This window comes from Frondihabitans peucedani (assembly GCF_039537585.1).
Taxonomy (GTDB): Bacteria; Actinomycetota; Actinomycetes; order Actinomycetales; family Microbacteriaceae; genus Frondihabitans; species Frondihabitans peucedani.
Window position 1 is genome coordinate 375,926 of sequence record NZ_BAABAU010000001.1, and the last position, 14,179, is coordinate 390,104.

General features: G+C 73.0%; 15 protein-coding genes. All 15 read right to left on the reverse strand.

Going from position 1 to position 14,179, the window contains the following annotated elements; translation table 11 throughout:
• Positions 1–61: 61 nt before the first annotated feature.
• A complete protein-coding gene (gene trpA, locus ABD733_RS01745) occupies positions 62–862 on the reverse strand; it encodes a tryptophan synthase subunit alpha (RefSeq protein WP_344793320.1) in 801 nt (266 codons plus the stop codon).
• On the reverse strand, positions 859–2,073 hold the full coding sequence (trpB, locus tag ABD733_RS01750) for a tryptophan synthase subunit beta (protein ID WP_344793321.1): 1,215 nt from the start codon (positions 2,071–2,073) through the stop codon (positions 859–861). The genes trpA and trpB overlap by 4 nt, the downstream gene beginning before the upstream one ends.
• Entirely contained in the window at positions 2,073–2,846 is a 774-nt protein-coding gene (gene trpC, locus ABD733_RS01755; RefSeq protein ID WP_344793322.1) for an indole-3-glycerol phosphate synthase TrpC, read from the reverse strand. Before trpC ends, trpB begins: the two co-directional genes overlap by 1 nt.
• A complete protein-coding gene (locus ABD733_RS01760; RefSeq protein ID WP_344795953.1) occupies positions 2,847–3,041 on the reverse strand; it encodes a DUF6704 family protein in 195 nt (64 codons plus the stop codon). It lies immediately after the preceding gene.
• A 124-nt stretch (positions 3,042–3,165) separates the two neighbouring features.
• Complete coding sequence (locus tag ABD733_RS01765; RefSeq protein WP_344793323.1) at positions 3,166–3,807, reverse strand: Trp biosynthesis-associated membrane protein; 642 nt, start codon at positions 3,805–3,807, stop codon at positions 3,166–3,168.
• Positions 3,807–5,420 carry an anthranilate synthase component I gene (locus tag ABD733_RS01770; protein WP_344793324.1) on the reverse strand — a complete coding sequence of 538 codons (1,614 nt, stop codon included), beginning with the start codon at positions 5,418–5,420 and terminating at the stop codon, positions 3,807–3,809. The genes ABD733_RS01765 and ABD733_RS01770 overlap by 1 nt, the downstream gene beginning before the upstream one ends.
• Positions 5,413–5,790, reverse strand: a complete 378-nt coding sequence (gene hisI, locus ABD733_RS01775) for a phosphoribosyl-AMP cyclohydrolase (RefSeq protein ID WP_344793325.1) — start codon at positions 5,788–5,790, stop codon at positions 5,413–5,415. Before hisI ends, ABD733_RS01770 begins: the two co-directional genes overlap by 8 nt.
• Positions 5,787–6,611, reverse strand: a complete 825-nt coding sequence (gene hisF / locus ABD733_RS01780; RefSeq protein WP_344793326.1) for an imidazole glycerol phosphate synthase subunit HisF — start codon at positions 6,609–6,611, stop codon at positions 5,787–5,789. The genes hisI and hisF overlap by 4 nt, the downstream gene beginning before the upstream one ends.
• Positions 6,612–6,613: 2 nt before the next feature.
• Entirely contained in the window at positions 6,614–7,453 is an 840-nt protein-coding gene (gene hisG, locus ABD733_RS01785; protein WP_344793327.1) for an ATP phosphoribosyltransferase, read from the reverse strand.
• Positions 7,454–7,501: 48 nt separating this feature from the next.
• Positions 7,502–7,765, reverse strand: a complete 264-nt coding sequence (locus ABD733_RS01790; RefSeq protein ID WP_344793328.1) for a phosphoribosyl-ATP diphosphatase — start codon at positions 7,763–7,765, stop codon at positions 7,502–7,504.
• A gap of 5 nt (positions 7,766–7,770) precedes the next feature.
• Positions 7,771–8,439: a ribulose-phosphate 3-epimerase gene (gene rpe / locus ABD733_RS01795; RefSeq protein WP_344793329.1), complete on the reverse strand. Its 669-nt coding sequence runs from the start codon at positions 8,437–8,439 to the stop codon at positions 7,771–7,773.
• Between the two features lie 32 nt (positions 8,440–8,471).
• On the reverse strand, positions 8,472–9,851 hold the full coding sequence (locus ABD733_RS01800; protein WP_344793330.1) for an RsmB/NOP family class I SAM-dependent RNA methyltransferase: 1,380 nt from the start codon (positions 9,849–9,851) through the stop codon (positions 8,472–8,474).
• Entirely contained in the window at positions 9,848–10,807 is a 960-nt protein-coding gene (locus ABD733_RS01805; RefSeq protein WP_344793331.1) for a methionyl-tRNA formyltransferase, read from the reverse strand. Before ABD733_RS01805 ends, ABD733_RS01800 begins: the two co-directional genes overlap by 4 nt.
• A gap of 33 nt (positions 10,808–10,840) precedes the next feature.
• Positions 10,841–12,916 carry a primosomal protein N' family DNA-binding protein gene (locus tag ABD733_RS01810; RefSeq protein ID WP_344793332.1) on the reverse strand — a complete coding sequence of 692 codons (2,076 nt, stop codon included), beginning with the start codon at positions 12,914–12,916 and terminating at the stop codon, positions 10,841–10,843.
• A gap of 7 nt (positions 12,917–12,923) precedes the next feature.
• Complete coding sequence (gene metK, locus ABD733_RS01815) at positions 12,924–14,150, reverse strand: methionine adenosyltransferase (protein WP_344793333.1); 1,227 nt, start codon at positions 14,148–14,150, stop codon at positions 12,924–12,926.
• Positions 14,151–14,179 lie beyond the last annotated feature (29 nt).

Consider the following 14,179-nt stretch of genomic DNA (forward strand, 5'->3'; position numbering starts at 1 on the left):
CAACGTTCAGGTGCCTTTCGTAGTGCGGAGGAGGTTGCTGCTGCGCGAGGGAGCAGCGACGCTAGGAGACTCTACTGCCCGAGGCCAGGTCGGACGCGACCTCGGCGAGGCGCTCGACGCCGCCCTCGGCCAGGGCGCGGACGAACGCGGACCCGATGATCGCACCGTCGGCGTACTCGAGGACCTCGCGCACCTGCTGCGCGGTCGAGATGCCGAGGCCCACGCAGGCGTTGTCGACACCGACGGCCCGGAGGCGCTCGACGAGGGTCGAGGCGGCGGCGTCGACGTCGCTCCGGGCACCGGTGATGCCCATCGTCGAGACGGTGTAGACGAAGCCGCGGCTGGCCTCGACGGCCTGCCGGAGACGCTCCTCGCTGGACGACGGAGCGGCCAGGAAGATGCGGTCGAGGTCGGCCCGCTCGGCAGCCGTCATCCACTCGGTCGCCTCGTCGGGGATGAGGTCGGGCGTGATGAGCCCGGCTCCCCCGGCGGCGGCCAGGTCGTCGGCGAAGCGCTGGGCACCGTACTGCGACACCGGGTTCCAGTAGGTCATGACCACGACGGGGATGTCGGTCTGGGAGACGATCTCGCGCACGGCCGGGAAGAGCTCGCGCACGCGGAAGCCCTCGGCCAGGGCGCGCTGGGTCGCCGCCTGGATGACGGGGCCGTCCATCACCGGGTCGGAGTAGGGCAGGCCGAGCTCGAGGACGTCGATGCCGTTGCCGGCCAGAGTGACAGCCGCCTCGATGCTGGTGGACAGGGTCGGGAAGCCGACCGGCAGGTAGCCGATGACAGCGCCCGATCCTGCGTCTCTCTTCGCCTGGATCGCGCGCGAGACCTTGCTGCTGGTCGTGTCGATCACGCCGGCTGCCCTTCGTCGTCGAGGATCCCGAAGTAGCGGCTGGCGCTCGCGACGTCCTTGTCGCCGCGACCGGACAGCGAGACCAGGATCGAGGAGCCGGGACCGCGGTCGCGGCCGAGGCGGATGGTGCCGGCGAGGGCGTGAGCGGACTCGATGGCGGGGATGATGCCCTCGGTGCGGCTGAGGAGTCGGAACGCCTCCATCGCCTCGCGGTCGGTCACGGGCTCGTACTTCACGCGCCCGATCTTCGCGAGCCACGCGTGCTCGGGACCGACGGCCGGGTAGTCGAGACCGGCGGAGATGGAGTGGCTCTCGACGGTCTGGCCGTCTTCGTCTTGCATCAGGTACGACTTGGCCCCCTGGAGGACGCCGGTGCGGCCCAGGGTGATCGACGCGGCGTGGCGGCCGGACTCGATGCCGTCGCCGCCGGCCTCGTAGCCGTAGAGGTCGACCGACTCGTCGTCGAGGAAGGCGTCGAAGATGCCGATGGCGTTCGAGCCGCCGCCGATGCAGGCGGTGATGGCGTCGGGCAGGGCGCCGGTCAGCTCGAGCATCTGCTGCCGGGCCTCTTCTCCGATCACCTTGTGGAAGTCGCGCACCATCGTGGGGAACGGGTGCGGACCGGCCACCGTGCCGAGGACGTAGTGGGTCTTCTCGACGCTCGAGACCCAGTCGCGGAGCGCGTCGTTGATCGCGTCTTTGAGGGTGCGGGAGCCGGTGGTGACAGCGACGACGTCGGCCCCGAGCAGCTTCATGCGGGCGACGTTGAGCGCCTGGCGCTCGGTGTCGACCTCGCCCATGTAGACGACGCACTCCATGCCGAAGAGGGCGGCTGCGGTCGCGGTGGCGACGCCGTGCTGCCCGGCTCCGGTCTCGGCGATCAGGCGCGTCTTGCCGAGCTTCCGGGCGAGGAGCGCCTGACCCAGCACGTTGTTGATCTTGTGCGAGCCGGTGTGGTTGAGGTCTTCGCGCTTGAGGAAGATCCGCGCGCCGCCGGCGTGCTCGGCGAACCGGGGCACCTCGGTGATGATCGAGGGGCGGCCCGTGTACGACTTGTTGAGAGCGGCCAGCTCCGCCTGGAACTCGGGATCGACGGCAGCCGCCCGGTAGGCCTGGTCGAGCTCGTCGAGAGCCGCCACGAGCGACTCGGGGACGAAGCGCCCGCCGAACTCGCCGAAGTACGGACCCACTGCTTCGCGCAGCTTCGTCATCAGACCTCCAGGAAGGTGTTGAGAGCGTCGACAGGATCGCCGTGGACGACGAGAGCCTCGCCGACGAGCACGACGTCGGCACCGGAGCGACGGTAGTGGGCCACGTCGGCGGGCGACTTGACCGCCGACTCCGCGACGCGGACGACGCCCGAGGGGATGCTGTCGGCGAGGCTGCCGAACAGGTCTTGGTCGAGCTCGAAGGTGGTGAGGTCGCGGGCGTTGACGCCGAGGACCGTGGCGCCGGCGTCGAGACCGCGGACGACCTCGTCGGCCGAGTGCGTCTCGATCAGAGCGGTCATGCCCAGCTCGAGGACGAGCTCGTGCAGGGAGACCAGCTCGGCCTGCGGGAGGCCGGCGACGATGAGGAGGACGAGGTCGGCGCCGGCGGCCCGGGCCTCGAAGACCTGGTACGGCGTGGCGATGAAGTCTTTGCGGAGCACCGGGACCGAGACGACGTCGCGCACGGCCTCGAGGTCGGCGAGCGTGCCCTTGAACTTGCGACCCTCGGTCAGGACGCTGATCGCGCTGGCGCCGCCGGTCTCGTACGACAGGGCGAGCGAGGCGGGGTCGGCGATCTCGGAGAGCGCGCCACGGGACGGGCTGGCGCGCTTGACCTCGGCGATGATCTTGACCCGGTCTGCGGGCTGGAGGGCGGCACGGGCGTCGAGGGCCGGCGCGCGGTCGCGGGCTGCTCGCTCGACGACGTCGAGGGGCCGCAGGGCCTGTCTGGCCGACGCGTCGGCGAGGGACCCCGCGTAGAGATCGTCGAGCACTTACTCGTGCACCTTCGAGGCGTAGCGGCTGCCGCCGACGCCGTAGCCCATGCGCTTCAGGACCTGGCCGACGATGAGGCCGACGACCTCGAAGCCCGCGGCGATCCAGACGACGACCGGGTAGTCGAAGCAGAACGCGATGGTGCCGACGGCGAATGCGACGAGCATGATGATGACGGCGGCCCACGCGGCGATCGAGTTGCCCTCGGCGTCGTGCTCCTCGCTCGAGTCGCCCTGGCGGGCGGTCTCGGCGGCGGCCTTGCTCGTGGTCTGCGTGCTCACGGTGCTCCTTGAAGTACTAGGGGTTCGAGCCCAGAGTCTACCGGGTGTCACCCGTCTCGCGGTCGCCCTCCGGGCGCGAACGCTCGGCGTCGAGATCAGTCGGGTCGACGCCCGTGGTGAGGGTGTCCCAGGTCGCGACCGGGTCGGCCGGAGCGTCGGAATCGACGAGCCGGACGGCCTGGTAGCGGCGGGTCGAGGCGGGCCACCGCCTCGAGGTCACGAGGACGAAGACGCCGACCGCGGCCATCAGGACGCCGCCGACGAGAGCCACCCAGGGCCACGCCGTGACCGAGTGCCGGAGCACGATGCCGGAGACGGAGCGGGCGCCGTCGACGCCGGTCACCTTCGTGATGGCCGTCTGGGCCGAGCCGATCGGGTCGGTCACGACCAGGATCGAAGACAGGACGATGCAGCCGCCCAGGATGACGGCCAGGACGCCGAGGATCGCCCGGAACACGGGCCCGGCGATGGTGATCGCCCCGAAGAGGGCCAGCCCTGCGAGGGACAGCGCCGAGAGCGCCGGCGCCGCCTGGCTGCCCGCCGCGGCCACGCCGAGCGCGCCGCCCTGCGGCGACGACACCCGGACGTCGACCCAGGTCTGCGTGTACGCGAGGAGCCCGACGCCGGAGAGGGCGAGCCCGCCCAGGACGGCGAGCAGCTTGGTCGATCGTGGCGTCATCAGTGCAGCTCTCTCATCGCGTTGGCGACAGCCACGGCCCGGAGAGGCGCGGCCGCCTTGTTCCGGGCCTCCTGGTTCTCGGCGGCCGGGTCGGAGTCGGCGACGAGCCCCGCTCCGGCCTGGACCCGGGCCACATCGCACTGCAGCAGCACGGTGCGGATGGCGATGGCGACGTCGGCTGATCCTGCGAAGTCGAAGTACCCCACCACGCCGCCGTAGACGCCCCGCTGCGCCGGTTCGAGGGCGTCGATGATCTCGAGAGCCCGCGGCTTCGGCGCCCCGGACAGGGTTCCGGCCGGGAAGGTGGCCCGGAACGCGTCGATCGCGTTCGTCCCGGGGGCGAGGTCGCCCTCGACGCTCGACACGAGGTGCATGATGTGGCTGAAGCGCTCGACGTGCATGAACTCGGTGACCTCGACGCTGCCGGGGAGGCAGACCTTCAGCAGGTCGTTCCGGGCCAGGTCGACCAGCATGAGGTGCTCGGCCCGCTCCTTCGCGTCGCCCTCGAGGGCCGTGGCGAGGGCCAGGTCTTCTTCGGGGGTCGCGCCGCGCGGCTTCGATCCTGCGATCGGGTGCGAGTACACGCGCGTGCCGTCGACCTTCACGAGCGCCTCGGGGCTCGATCCGACGATCTGGTAGGGCGCTCCCCCCGTGTCTTCGAGACTCACGAGGTACATGTAGGGGCTCGGGTTGAGGGTCCGCAGCACGCGGTAGACGTCGATGGCCGAGGCGGTGAGCGCGTGGTCGAAGCGCTGCGAGATGACGACCTGAAACACGTCGCCGTCGCGGATGTGCTCCTTCGAGCGCAGGATCGCCTCGGCGTACTCGTCGTCGGTGGTCCGGCGGACCGGCTCGGGCTCGATCGAGAGGTCGACCTCGGCCAGGAACGCCTCGCTCGGCTGCGCGAGGCGCGACTGGAGGGCGTCGAGCTGGGCCTGCGCGGCCGCCCAGAGCGCATCGGCGTCGTCGGAGCCGTCGTTGAGCGCCGTGGCGACGAGGAGCGCCGACCCTCTGCGGTGGTCGAGGACGACCAGCTCGGAGACGAAGCTCAGAGCCTGGGCGGGCACGTCGAACTCCGCCGGGGGCGCGTCGGGGAGGTTCTCCAGCTCGCGCACCGCCTCCCAGCCGATGAACCCGACGAGGCCGCCGGTGAGCGGCGGGAAGCCGGGGATGCTCGGGGTCTGCCAGCGGGCGTGGAGTGATCGGAGCACCTCGAGCGGGGTGCCCGTCGCGTCGCCGAACGCGCGGTCGGCGCTCATGCCGTAGTCGATCCAGGCCGTCTCGCGCGTCGATCCTGCGCCGGCGGTGGTCAGGACCCCGAACGACGAGACGCCCACGAACGAGTAGCGCGACCAGATGCCGCCCTGCTCGGCGGACTCGAGGAGGAAGGTCCCCGGACGGCCGCCGGCGAGCTTCCGGTAGATGCCGACGGGTGTCTCGCCGTCGGCGTAGAGGCTCCGGATGACCGGGACGACGCGGTGGCCCTCGAGGAGCGCGTCGAACTCGGCGCGCGTGGTGGTGCGGGGCTCGCCGTGAGTCGTGGAGCCGGGAGTCGCGTCGACGGAAGGCGTCGCGCCGGGGGCCGTCTCGCGGGCGGTGGCCGTGTCAGTCATCGGACGAGCCGATCACGGGGCTCAGCGGCTCGACGTCGAAGCAGGCGTGGGCGCCGGTGTGACAGGCCGCCCCGATCTGCTCGACCGTGACGAGCAGGGTGTCGGCGTCGCAGTCGAGGGCGGCTCCCCGCACGTACTGGGCGTGGCCGGAGGTGTCGCCCTTCCGCCAGTACTCCTGCCGGGAGCGCGACCAGAACGTGACGCGGCCCTCGGTGAGGGTGCGGCGGAGCGCCTCGGCGTCCATCCAGCCCATCATCAGGACGTCGCGGGTCGACTCCTCCTGGATGATCGCGGGAAGGAGGCCGTGGGCGTCGAACGCGGCGCGCTCGACGACCTCCTCGACGGTGTCGCGGGTGAGCGTGTCGGTCATCGGCCCTCCTGGGCGCTCTGGTGCGGCGCGGCGCGGACGACGGCGCCCGAGGCGGCGAGGGCCGCCTTGACGTCGCCGACGGTCAGCTCGCCGTTGTGGAAGACCGACGCGGCCAGGACGGCGTCGGCGCCGGCAGCGATCGCCGGGGCGAAGTGCCCGACCGCCCCCGCTCCCCCGGACGCGATGACGGGGACGCTGCTGACCTCGCGCATCAGGCCGACGAGCTCGAGGTCGAAGCCCTGCTTCGTGCCGTCGGCGTCGATGGAGTTGACGAGGAGTTCGCCGGCGCCGCGCTCGATGGCCTCGCGGGCCCAGACGAGCGCGTCGAGGTCGGTCTCGGTGCGGCCGCCGTGCGTCGTGACGACGAATCCGCTCGGGGTCGCTCCGGAGCGCTTGACGTCGAGGCTCAGCACGAGGGCCTGCGCGCCGAACCGGTCGGCGATCTCGCCGAGCAGGTCGGGCCGGGCGATGGCGGCGGAGTTGACGCCGATCTTGTCGGCGCCGGCCGCCTGCAGACGTGCGACGTCGTCGGTCGAGCGGACTCCCCCGCCGACCGTCAGCGGGATGAACACCTGCTCGGCCGTCGCCCGCACGACCTCGTACATGGTCGCCCGCTGCTCGACCGTCGCGGTCACGTCGAGGAAGGTGACCTCGTCGGCGCCCTGCTCGTAGTAGGTGCGGGCCAGTTCGACCGGATCGCCCGCGTCGCGGAGGTCGAGGAAGTTGACGCCCTTGACGACGCGGCCGGCAGCCACGTCGAGGCACGGGATGACCCGGACGGCGAGGCTGCTCGCTCCGGGCTCGTCTCGGACGGAGGGCACGGTCACAGCCGCGCGGCGTGGATCGGACTGACCAGGATCGCGCGCGCGCCGAGGTCGTACAGGGCGTCCATGATCTGGTTGGTGTCGGACTTCGGCACCATGACCCGGACCGCCGCCCACTCGGGGTCGTGCAGCGGCGAGACGGTCGGCGACTCGCGGCCAGGGGCGATGCGGGTGGCCTCCTCGAGGAGCCTCACCGGCAGGTCGTAGTCCATCAGGACGTACTGCCTGGCGACGAGCACGCCCTGCAGGCGGCGCTGCAGCACGTCGAGGCCCGCGGGCTGCGCCTCGGACGAGATCAGCACGGCCGTGGAGCGCAGGATCACGGGGCCAAAGATCTCGAGGCCGGCGGCGCGGAGCGTCGTGCCCGTCTCGACGACGTCGGCGATCGCATCGGCGACACCCAGCTGCACGGCGCTCTCGACAGCGCCGTCGAGGCTCACGAGCTCGGCGGTGACGCCGTGCTCGGCCAGGAAGGCGCGGACGAGGCCGGCGTAGCTGGTGGCGACACGGACGCCCTCGAGGTCGCGGAGGTCGGAGAACCGGCCGGCCGGACCGGCGAACCGGAACGTCGAGGAGCCGAAGTCGAGGGGCGCGACCTCGAGGGCGCGCGACCCGGAGTCGAGCAGGAGGTCGCGGCCCGTGATGCCGACGTCGAGGGCCCCGGAGCCGACGTAGGTGGCGATGTCGCGGGGGCGGAGGTAGAAGAACTCGACCCCGTTCCGCTCGTCGGCGAGGTAGAGCGACTTGGGGTCGCGGCGGCCGGAGTACCCGGCCTCGGAGAGCATCTGACTGGCGGTCTCGGACAGGGAGCCCTTGTTGGGCACTGCAACGCGGAGCATGGGTGGGTGCCGATCTGTCGGGGGTGAACTGGTTCGCGGGGAGTCAGTTCACAGATGTCGGTACACGTCGGCCGGTGTCAGGCCCTTCGCGAGCATCAGCACCTGCAGGTGGTAGAGGAGCTGCGAGATCTCTTCGGCGGTGGCGACGTCGCCCTCGTACTCGGCGGCCATCCACACCTCGGCGGCCTCCTCGACGATCTTCTTGCCGATCTGGTGGACACCGGCGTCGAGCTCCTTCACGGTGCCCGACCCCTCGGGGCGCGACTCGGCCTTGGCCGAGAGCTCTGCGAACAGGTCGTCGAAGGATTTCACGGGGACTAGGCTACCCGGCCCGCGGCGGCCCGCAGTGCCGCTATGCGCTCGGCCGGCTCGGGCGTGCCGGGCCGGCCGTAGACCGACGACCCGGCGACGATCGTGTCGGCGCCGTTGCGGACCGCGGTCACGATCGTCTCGTCGTTGATGCCGCCGTCGACCTCCAGCCACACGTCGAGCCCGGACGCGTCGACGGCCTCCCGCGCGGTCCGCAGCTTCGGCATGGTGTCGTCGATGAACGACTGGCCGCCGAAGCCGGGCTCGACGGTCATGACCAGGATCATGTCGATCTCGTCGAGGAGGTCGAGCCAGGGCTCGATGGCGGTGCCGGGCTTGACGGCGACCGCGGCGCGCGATCCTGCGCTGCGGATCGCGCGGGCGAGGGCCTTCGGGTCGGACGCGGCCTCGGCGGGGAAGGTCACCGAGAAGGCCCCGGTCTCGGCGTACCGCGGCGCCCAGGAGTCGGGGTCGTCGATCATCAGGTGGATGTCGAGCGGCAGCGGGGACACCTCGGCGATCCGCTGGACGACCGGCAGGCCGAGCGTGAGGTTCGGCACGAAGTGGCCGTCCATCACGTCGACGTGGACCAGGTCGGCACTCGAGATGCGATGGAGGTCGCGCTCGAGGTTCACGAAGTCGGCCGAGAGGATGCTGGGGCTGATGCGGACGGACACCCGTCAAGCCTACCGGCGGCTCCCTGCGGGGTTCAGACGGGCTTCCGCAGGAGGCTGACGAACATCGCGTCGGTGCCGTGGCGGTGCGGCCACAGCTGTGCGAACGGCCCCGGGCCGAGGTCGAGGGGCGCGGTGGCGACCGCCTCGAGGGTGGCGGAGGCGTCGAGCACCTCCATCTCGGGTCCGCCGTCGCGGACCCAGCGCTTGAGGCCCGACTCGACGACCGCCCGGGTCTCGGCCGTGTGCGGGGAGCAGGTGATGTAGGCGAGCGTGCCGCCGGGCGCCAGGGCGGCCAGCGCGGAGGCGAAGAGCCTCGCCTGGAGGCCGGTGAGCTCGGCGACGTCGCGCGGCTGCTTCCGCCAGCGCGCCTCCGGGCGGCGACGGAGGGCGCCGAGGCCGGTGCACGGGGCGTCGAGCAGGATGCGGTCGTACGCGGCCGGCTCTGCCTCGCCGACGAGCGTCGCGTCGCCCTGCCGGACGGTCACGCCGCCGGGCACCGCCTGCAGGGCCTTCCGCACGAGACCGACGCGCGCCGGGACGAGCTCGTTCGCGACCAGGGTCGCTCCCCCGCGCGCCGCCTCCGCCGCGAGGAGGGCCGCCTTGCCGCCAGGACCCGCGCACATGTCGAGCCAGCGCTCCCCCGGAGCGATCGGTGCGACGCGCGACAGGGCGAGCGCTGCCAGCTGCGAGCCCTCGTCCTGGACCCGGACACGGCCCTCGGCGACCAGGGGCAGCGAGGCCGGATCGCCCGACGGCGCCGTGATGGCGACGGGCGAGAAGCGCCCGGGGTCGGCCGTCGGGACGTCTGCGGGCACGGCGAGCCCGGGCAGCGCGACCAGGCTGACGCGAGCGGGCTCGTTGTCGGCGGCGAGGAGCGCTTCGAGCTCGCTGGCGCGGTCGTCGGCCGCGAGGGCGCCCCGGAAGGCGCGGACGACCCACTCGGGGTGCGAGTACTCGGCGGCGAGGCGGTCGTCGGTGCTCGTCGCCCCGTCGAGGACGCGGCTGCGCCACTCCTCGGGCGTCGACCGGGAGATCGTCCGCAGCACGCCGTTGACGAACCCCGTGCCCGAGCGGCTGCCGACCTCGCGGGCCTGCGACACCGACTCGTCGACGGCGGCGTGCGGAGCGACGCGCGTGGCGAGCAGCTGGTGGCTCGCGAGGCGCAGGACGTCGAGGAGCGCAGGATCGATCGCCGACGTCGGCCGTCTCGCGGCCAGGGCGATCACGCGGTCGTAGTAGCCCGACATCCTGAGCGTCCCGTAGGTCAGCTCGGTCGCGAGACCGGCGTCCTGCGGGCTCAGCCGCGCTCGGACGATTCGCTGCGGGAGGAGGAGGTTCGCGTAGGCGTCGTCGTGCTCGACCGCGCGGATGACCTCGAGGGCGACGCGGCGGGCCGGCTGGACGCCGCTCACGCGCGGGCCCCGTCGTCGGGCTGGGACGCCGGCGGATCGACGACCAGGCTCTCGCGGTCGGGCGCACCGCGCAGCCAGTCGGCGGCCGGCATGGCCTTCTTGCCCGACGGCTGCACGGTGACGAGCTCGAGCGGGGTCGTGGACGTGCCGACCAGGACCCGTCGGCCCTCGAGCACGATGGACCCGGCTGGGAGCGGGTCGGGGGCGTCGTCGGGCAGGCGCAGCTCGAGGACCTTCAGCCGCGTGCCGCCGACGAGCGTGAACGCGCCGGGCTCGGGAGTCACGCCGCGGAACCGGTCGAGGGCGGCGCGCGCCGGACCGGAGAGGTCGAGGAGGCCGTCGTCGACCGTGAGCTTCGGGGCCAGGACCACCTCGCCCTCCTGCGCGACAGCCGTCGCCCGGCCCGCGGCCAGGTCGTCGACCACGCGAGACAGCAGCAGCGCCCCGGTGATCGCGAGCTCGTCGAGCAGGTGCCCCGCGGTCTCGTCGCCCTTCAGCGGCTTCGAGACGGAGGCGAACACGTCGCCGGCGTCGAGGTCGGGCACGAGCTGGAAGACGGCGGCGCCGGTCACCGCGTCGCCCGCGATGAGGGCGCGCTGGACCGGGGCCGCACCGCGCCAGCGTGGCAGCAGCGAGAAGTGGAGGTTGATCCAGCCGAGGCGCGGTGTCGACAGGAGCGGCTCGCGGAGCAGGGCGCCGTAGGCGACGATGACGCCGAGGTCGGCGCCGGTGTCTGCCACCGCCCGGGTGGCGTCGTCGGTGATCCTGCGCGTCTTGATCACGGGGATGCCGAGGTCGTCGGCGGCCGTCGCCACCGGGGTCGGCGTCAGGACCCGCTTGCGGCCCTGCGGGGTGTCGTCGCGGGTGAGGACGGCCACCACGTCGTGCTCGCTCGCGGCGAGGGCACGGAGGGACGGGACGGCGGCTTCTGGGCTGCCGGCGAAGACGAGGCGCACGGTCGGGCTTTCTGTTGGACGAGCAGGGCCGGATCAGTCGGCGAACGGCTCGACGTCGTCGAACCGCACTCTGAGTGTAGGGACGGCGCGGCGCTGATTCGAACCGCGCGGGTCGCCGGGGATCCGCCGGCGGTCGGTGGCAGCGCGGATCACGCGGCCGCGGAGGATCGCGGCGACGTCGTGCCCGGCGGCGTAGTCGAACCGGACGATCGCCCGGACGGTGCCGTCGTCGGTGTCGACCGGCCCGAGCGTCTCGGCGCGGATCTCTGCCGGGAGGTCGTCGAGCGCCGTCTCGACCGTCTCGGTCTTCCCGGTGACCGTCGCGACGCGGATCGCCGGCGGGAAGCGCAGATGGCGCCGGTCGGCGAGCTCGGCGGAGGCGAAGCGGGCGAGGTTCCAGGTGGCCAGGGCCGAGGCGAGCGACCCGCCGACGCCGACCAGGAACACGGGCGCGCGGTGCGCGGCGAGGGCCGTCGCGTCGGCCCACCAGCGCAGGCAGTCCTCCGCCACCCGCAGGCTCTCGCGGGCCAGCATGCGCTCGCCGTCGAGCAGCAGGATCGCGCGGTAGCCTCCCGGCGCGACCGGCTCGGCGCCGCGGGTCGCCACGACGATCGCCGACTCGCCGTCGACGCGGAGGATCGGCCGCGACCCGTCGGACACGACGACCTTCACGCCCGGGAACGCCCGGCCGAGCTCGTCGGCGGTGCGCCCGGCGCCGGTGCCGACCGCGCGCATCATCGTGTTCTCGCAGGTGACGCAGTGCCAGCCCACCGCGAGGGCTCCGCACCAGGCGCAGGCGGGCGTGGCGTGGGCGTCCTTCTTCTGGAGCGGGCCGGAGCAGCGGAGGCACCTCGCCGTGTCGCCGCACTCGGTGCAGGCGAGCCGCGGCGCGTAGCCCGGGTGGGCCACCTGCACCAGGACCGGGCCGTGCTCGACGGCGGCCTTCGCCTCGGTCCAGGCGCTCGACGGGATCCGCGCGTTGGCTGCGAAGCCCTCGCGCGACCCCTGCTGCGTCGTCGGGATCACCCGCGGCTGGTAGCGCGGGTCGGGCGACACCTCGGTGAGCCAGCCGATCTCGACGAGGCGCTGCACGTCGGCGCTCCGCGCGTGACCGGCGAACACGAGGGCGGGCCTCTGCTGCTCGTAGCGCAGCAGCGCGGTGTCGCGGGCGTGCACGTAGGGGCTGAGCGGCTCGGAGAAGAGGGGGTCGCCGTCGTCCCACACGGCGATCAGGCCGAGGCGGGCCGAGGGCGCCAGCAGCACCGAGCGGTTGCCGACGAGCACGAGCGCCTCGTCGCCCCGGGCCCGGAGGAGTGCGCGGTACCGGTCGGGGTTCGACTGCTTCGAGTCGAGGCGGACGATCCGACGGGGGTCGACGACGGCCTCGAGGGCCAGCACGAGCTGCTCCTGGTCGCGGTAGTCGGGGACAGCCAGGATCGCGTTCTCACCGTCGGCGAGGGCGACCGCTGCGAGCTCCGCCAGGGTCACGGCCCACTGCCCCACCCACCGCGGACGCTCGTCGTCGTTGCCGGGCCTCGGGACGTCGCCGTCGGGCGCCGGCAGCTCGACGACGCGCGGCACGGCGTCGAGGGCGAGGCGGGCCCGGGAGCGCACGGCGGCGACGAGGTCGACGGAGCGGTAGCCCGAGACCGGGCGGGGCTCGGGTGGGGTGGCGTCGAGCGCAGGATCCTGCCCCTCGCCGTTCGCCTGCGCCTCGTCGCGCGCCGCGTCTCGCGCTGCCTCCCGCGCTGCCAGCCACGCCTTCTCGACACGCACCTGCCTGGTCGGCACGGCCAGCCGGAGCACGTCGCTCGCGGAGCCGCCGGCCCGGTCGGCCAGCGCCCGGGCCAGCCGCCAGACCTCGGGGGCGAGGACGGGCACGGTCGAGAGGAGCTCCTCGACCTCGCTGAGCGAGCCCTCGTGCTCGCTCGACGGGACCACCTCGACGACGAAGCCGTCGGTCATGCGCCCGGCGGACCGGAGCGGCACCTTGACGCGCATGCCCGGGCCGATGTCGGCGCGGAGGCGCTCCGGGACGGCGTAGTCGAACAGCCGGTCGAGCTGGGGCAGGGGCGTGTCGACCAACACCCTCGCGACGGCGAGGGCCACGGCGCCCCTAGTGCTCCGGAGCGGCGTCGAGGCCGGCGGCGGCGCGGAGGGCGTCGACGCGGTCGAGGCGCTCCCAGGTGAAGTCGGGCAGCTCGCGGCCGAAGTGGCCGTAGGTCGACGTCTGGCCGTAGATCGGGCGCAGCAGGTCGAGGTCGCGGATGATCGCCGCCGGTCGGAGGTCGAAGACCCGCCGGACGGCGTCGATGATGACCTCGTCGGCGACGTGGCCGGTGCCGAAGGTCTCGACGTAGAGCCCGACCGGGGCGGCCCGGCCGATGGCGTAGGCGACCTGGAGCTCGAGGCGCTCGGCGAACCCTGCCGCGACGGCGTTCTTCGCGGCCCAGCGCATGGCGTAGGCGGCGCTCCGGTCGACCTTCGAGGGGTCTTTGCCCGAGAAGGCGCCGCCGCCGTGACGCGAGGCCCCGCCGTAGGTGTCGACGATGATCTTGCGGCCGGTGAGGCCCGCGTCGCCCTGGGGCCCGCCGATCTCGAAGCGGCCGGTGGGGTTGATGATGAACTTCGTCGCCGACAGGTCGAGCCCGGGCGCCTCGGCCTCGAGGACGGGCAGGATGACGTGCTCGACGACCTCGCGCTCGAGGTCGGCCATCGAGACGCTCGGCGAGTGCTGCGTGGAGAGCACGACGGTGTCGACGGTCTTCGGCTCGTAGCCGTCGTAGCCGATGGTGACCTGGGTCTTGCCGTCGGGCCGGAGGTAGGCGAGGAGGCCCTCCTTGCGGACCGCGGTGAGCCGCTCGGCGAGGCGGTGGGCCAGCCAGACCGGCAGCGGCATGAGCTGCGGCGTCTCGGTGGTGGCGAAGCCGAACATGATGCCCTGGTCGCCGGCACCCTGGAGGCTGAGCGCGTCGTCGGCGCTCTCGCCGGTGCGGGCCTCGAGCGCGACGTCGACGCCCTGGGCGATGTCGGGCGACTGCGAGCCGATCGACACCTCGACGCCGCAGGTGCGCCCGTCGAAGCTCACCGAGGAGTCGTTGTAGCCGATGCCCGTGATGAGGTCGCGGACGATCGTGGGGATGTCGACGTAGCCGGTGGTGGTGACCTCGCCCGCGACGTGCACCAGACCCGTGGTCACCAGCGTCTCGACGGCGACGCGGCTGTGCGGGTCGACGGCGAGGAGCGCGTCGAGGATGCGGTCGGAGATCTGGTCGCAGATCTTGTCGGGGTGCCCCTCGGTCACGGATTCGGACGTGAAGAGGCGGAGGCCGGAAGAGGTCACAGGGTTCCTAGGGGAAGAGGTGCCGGAGG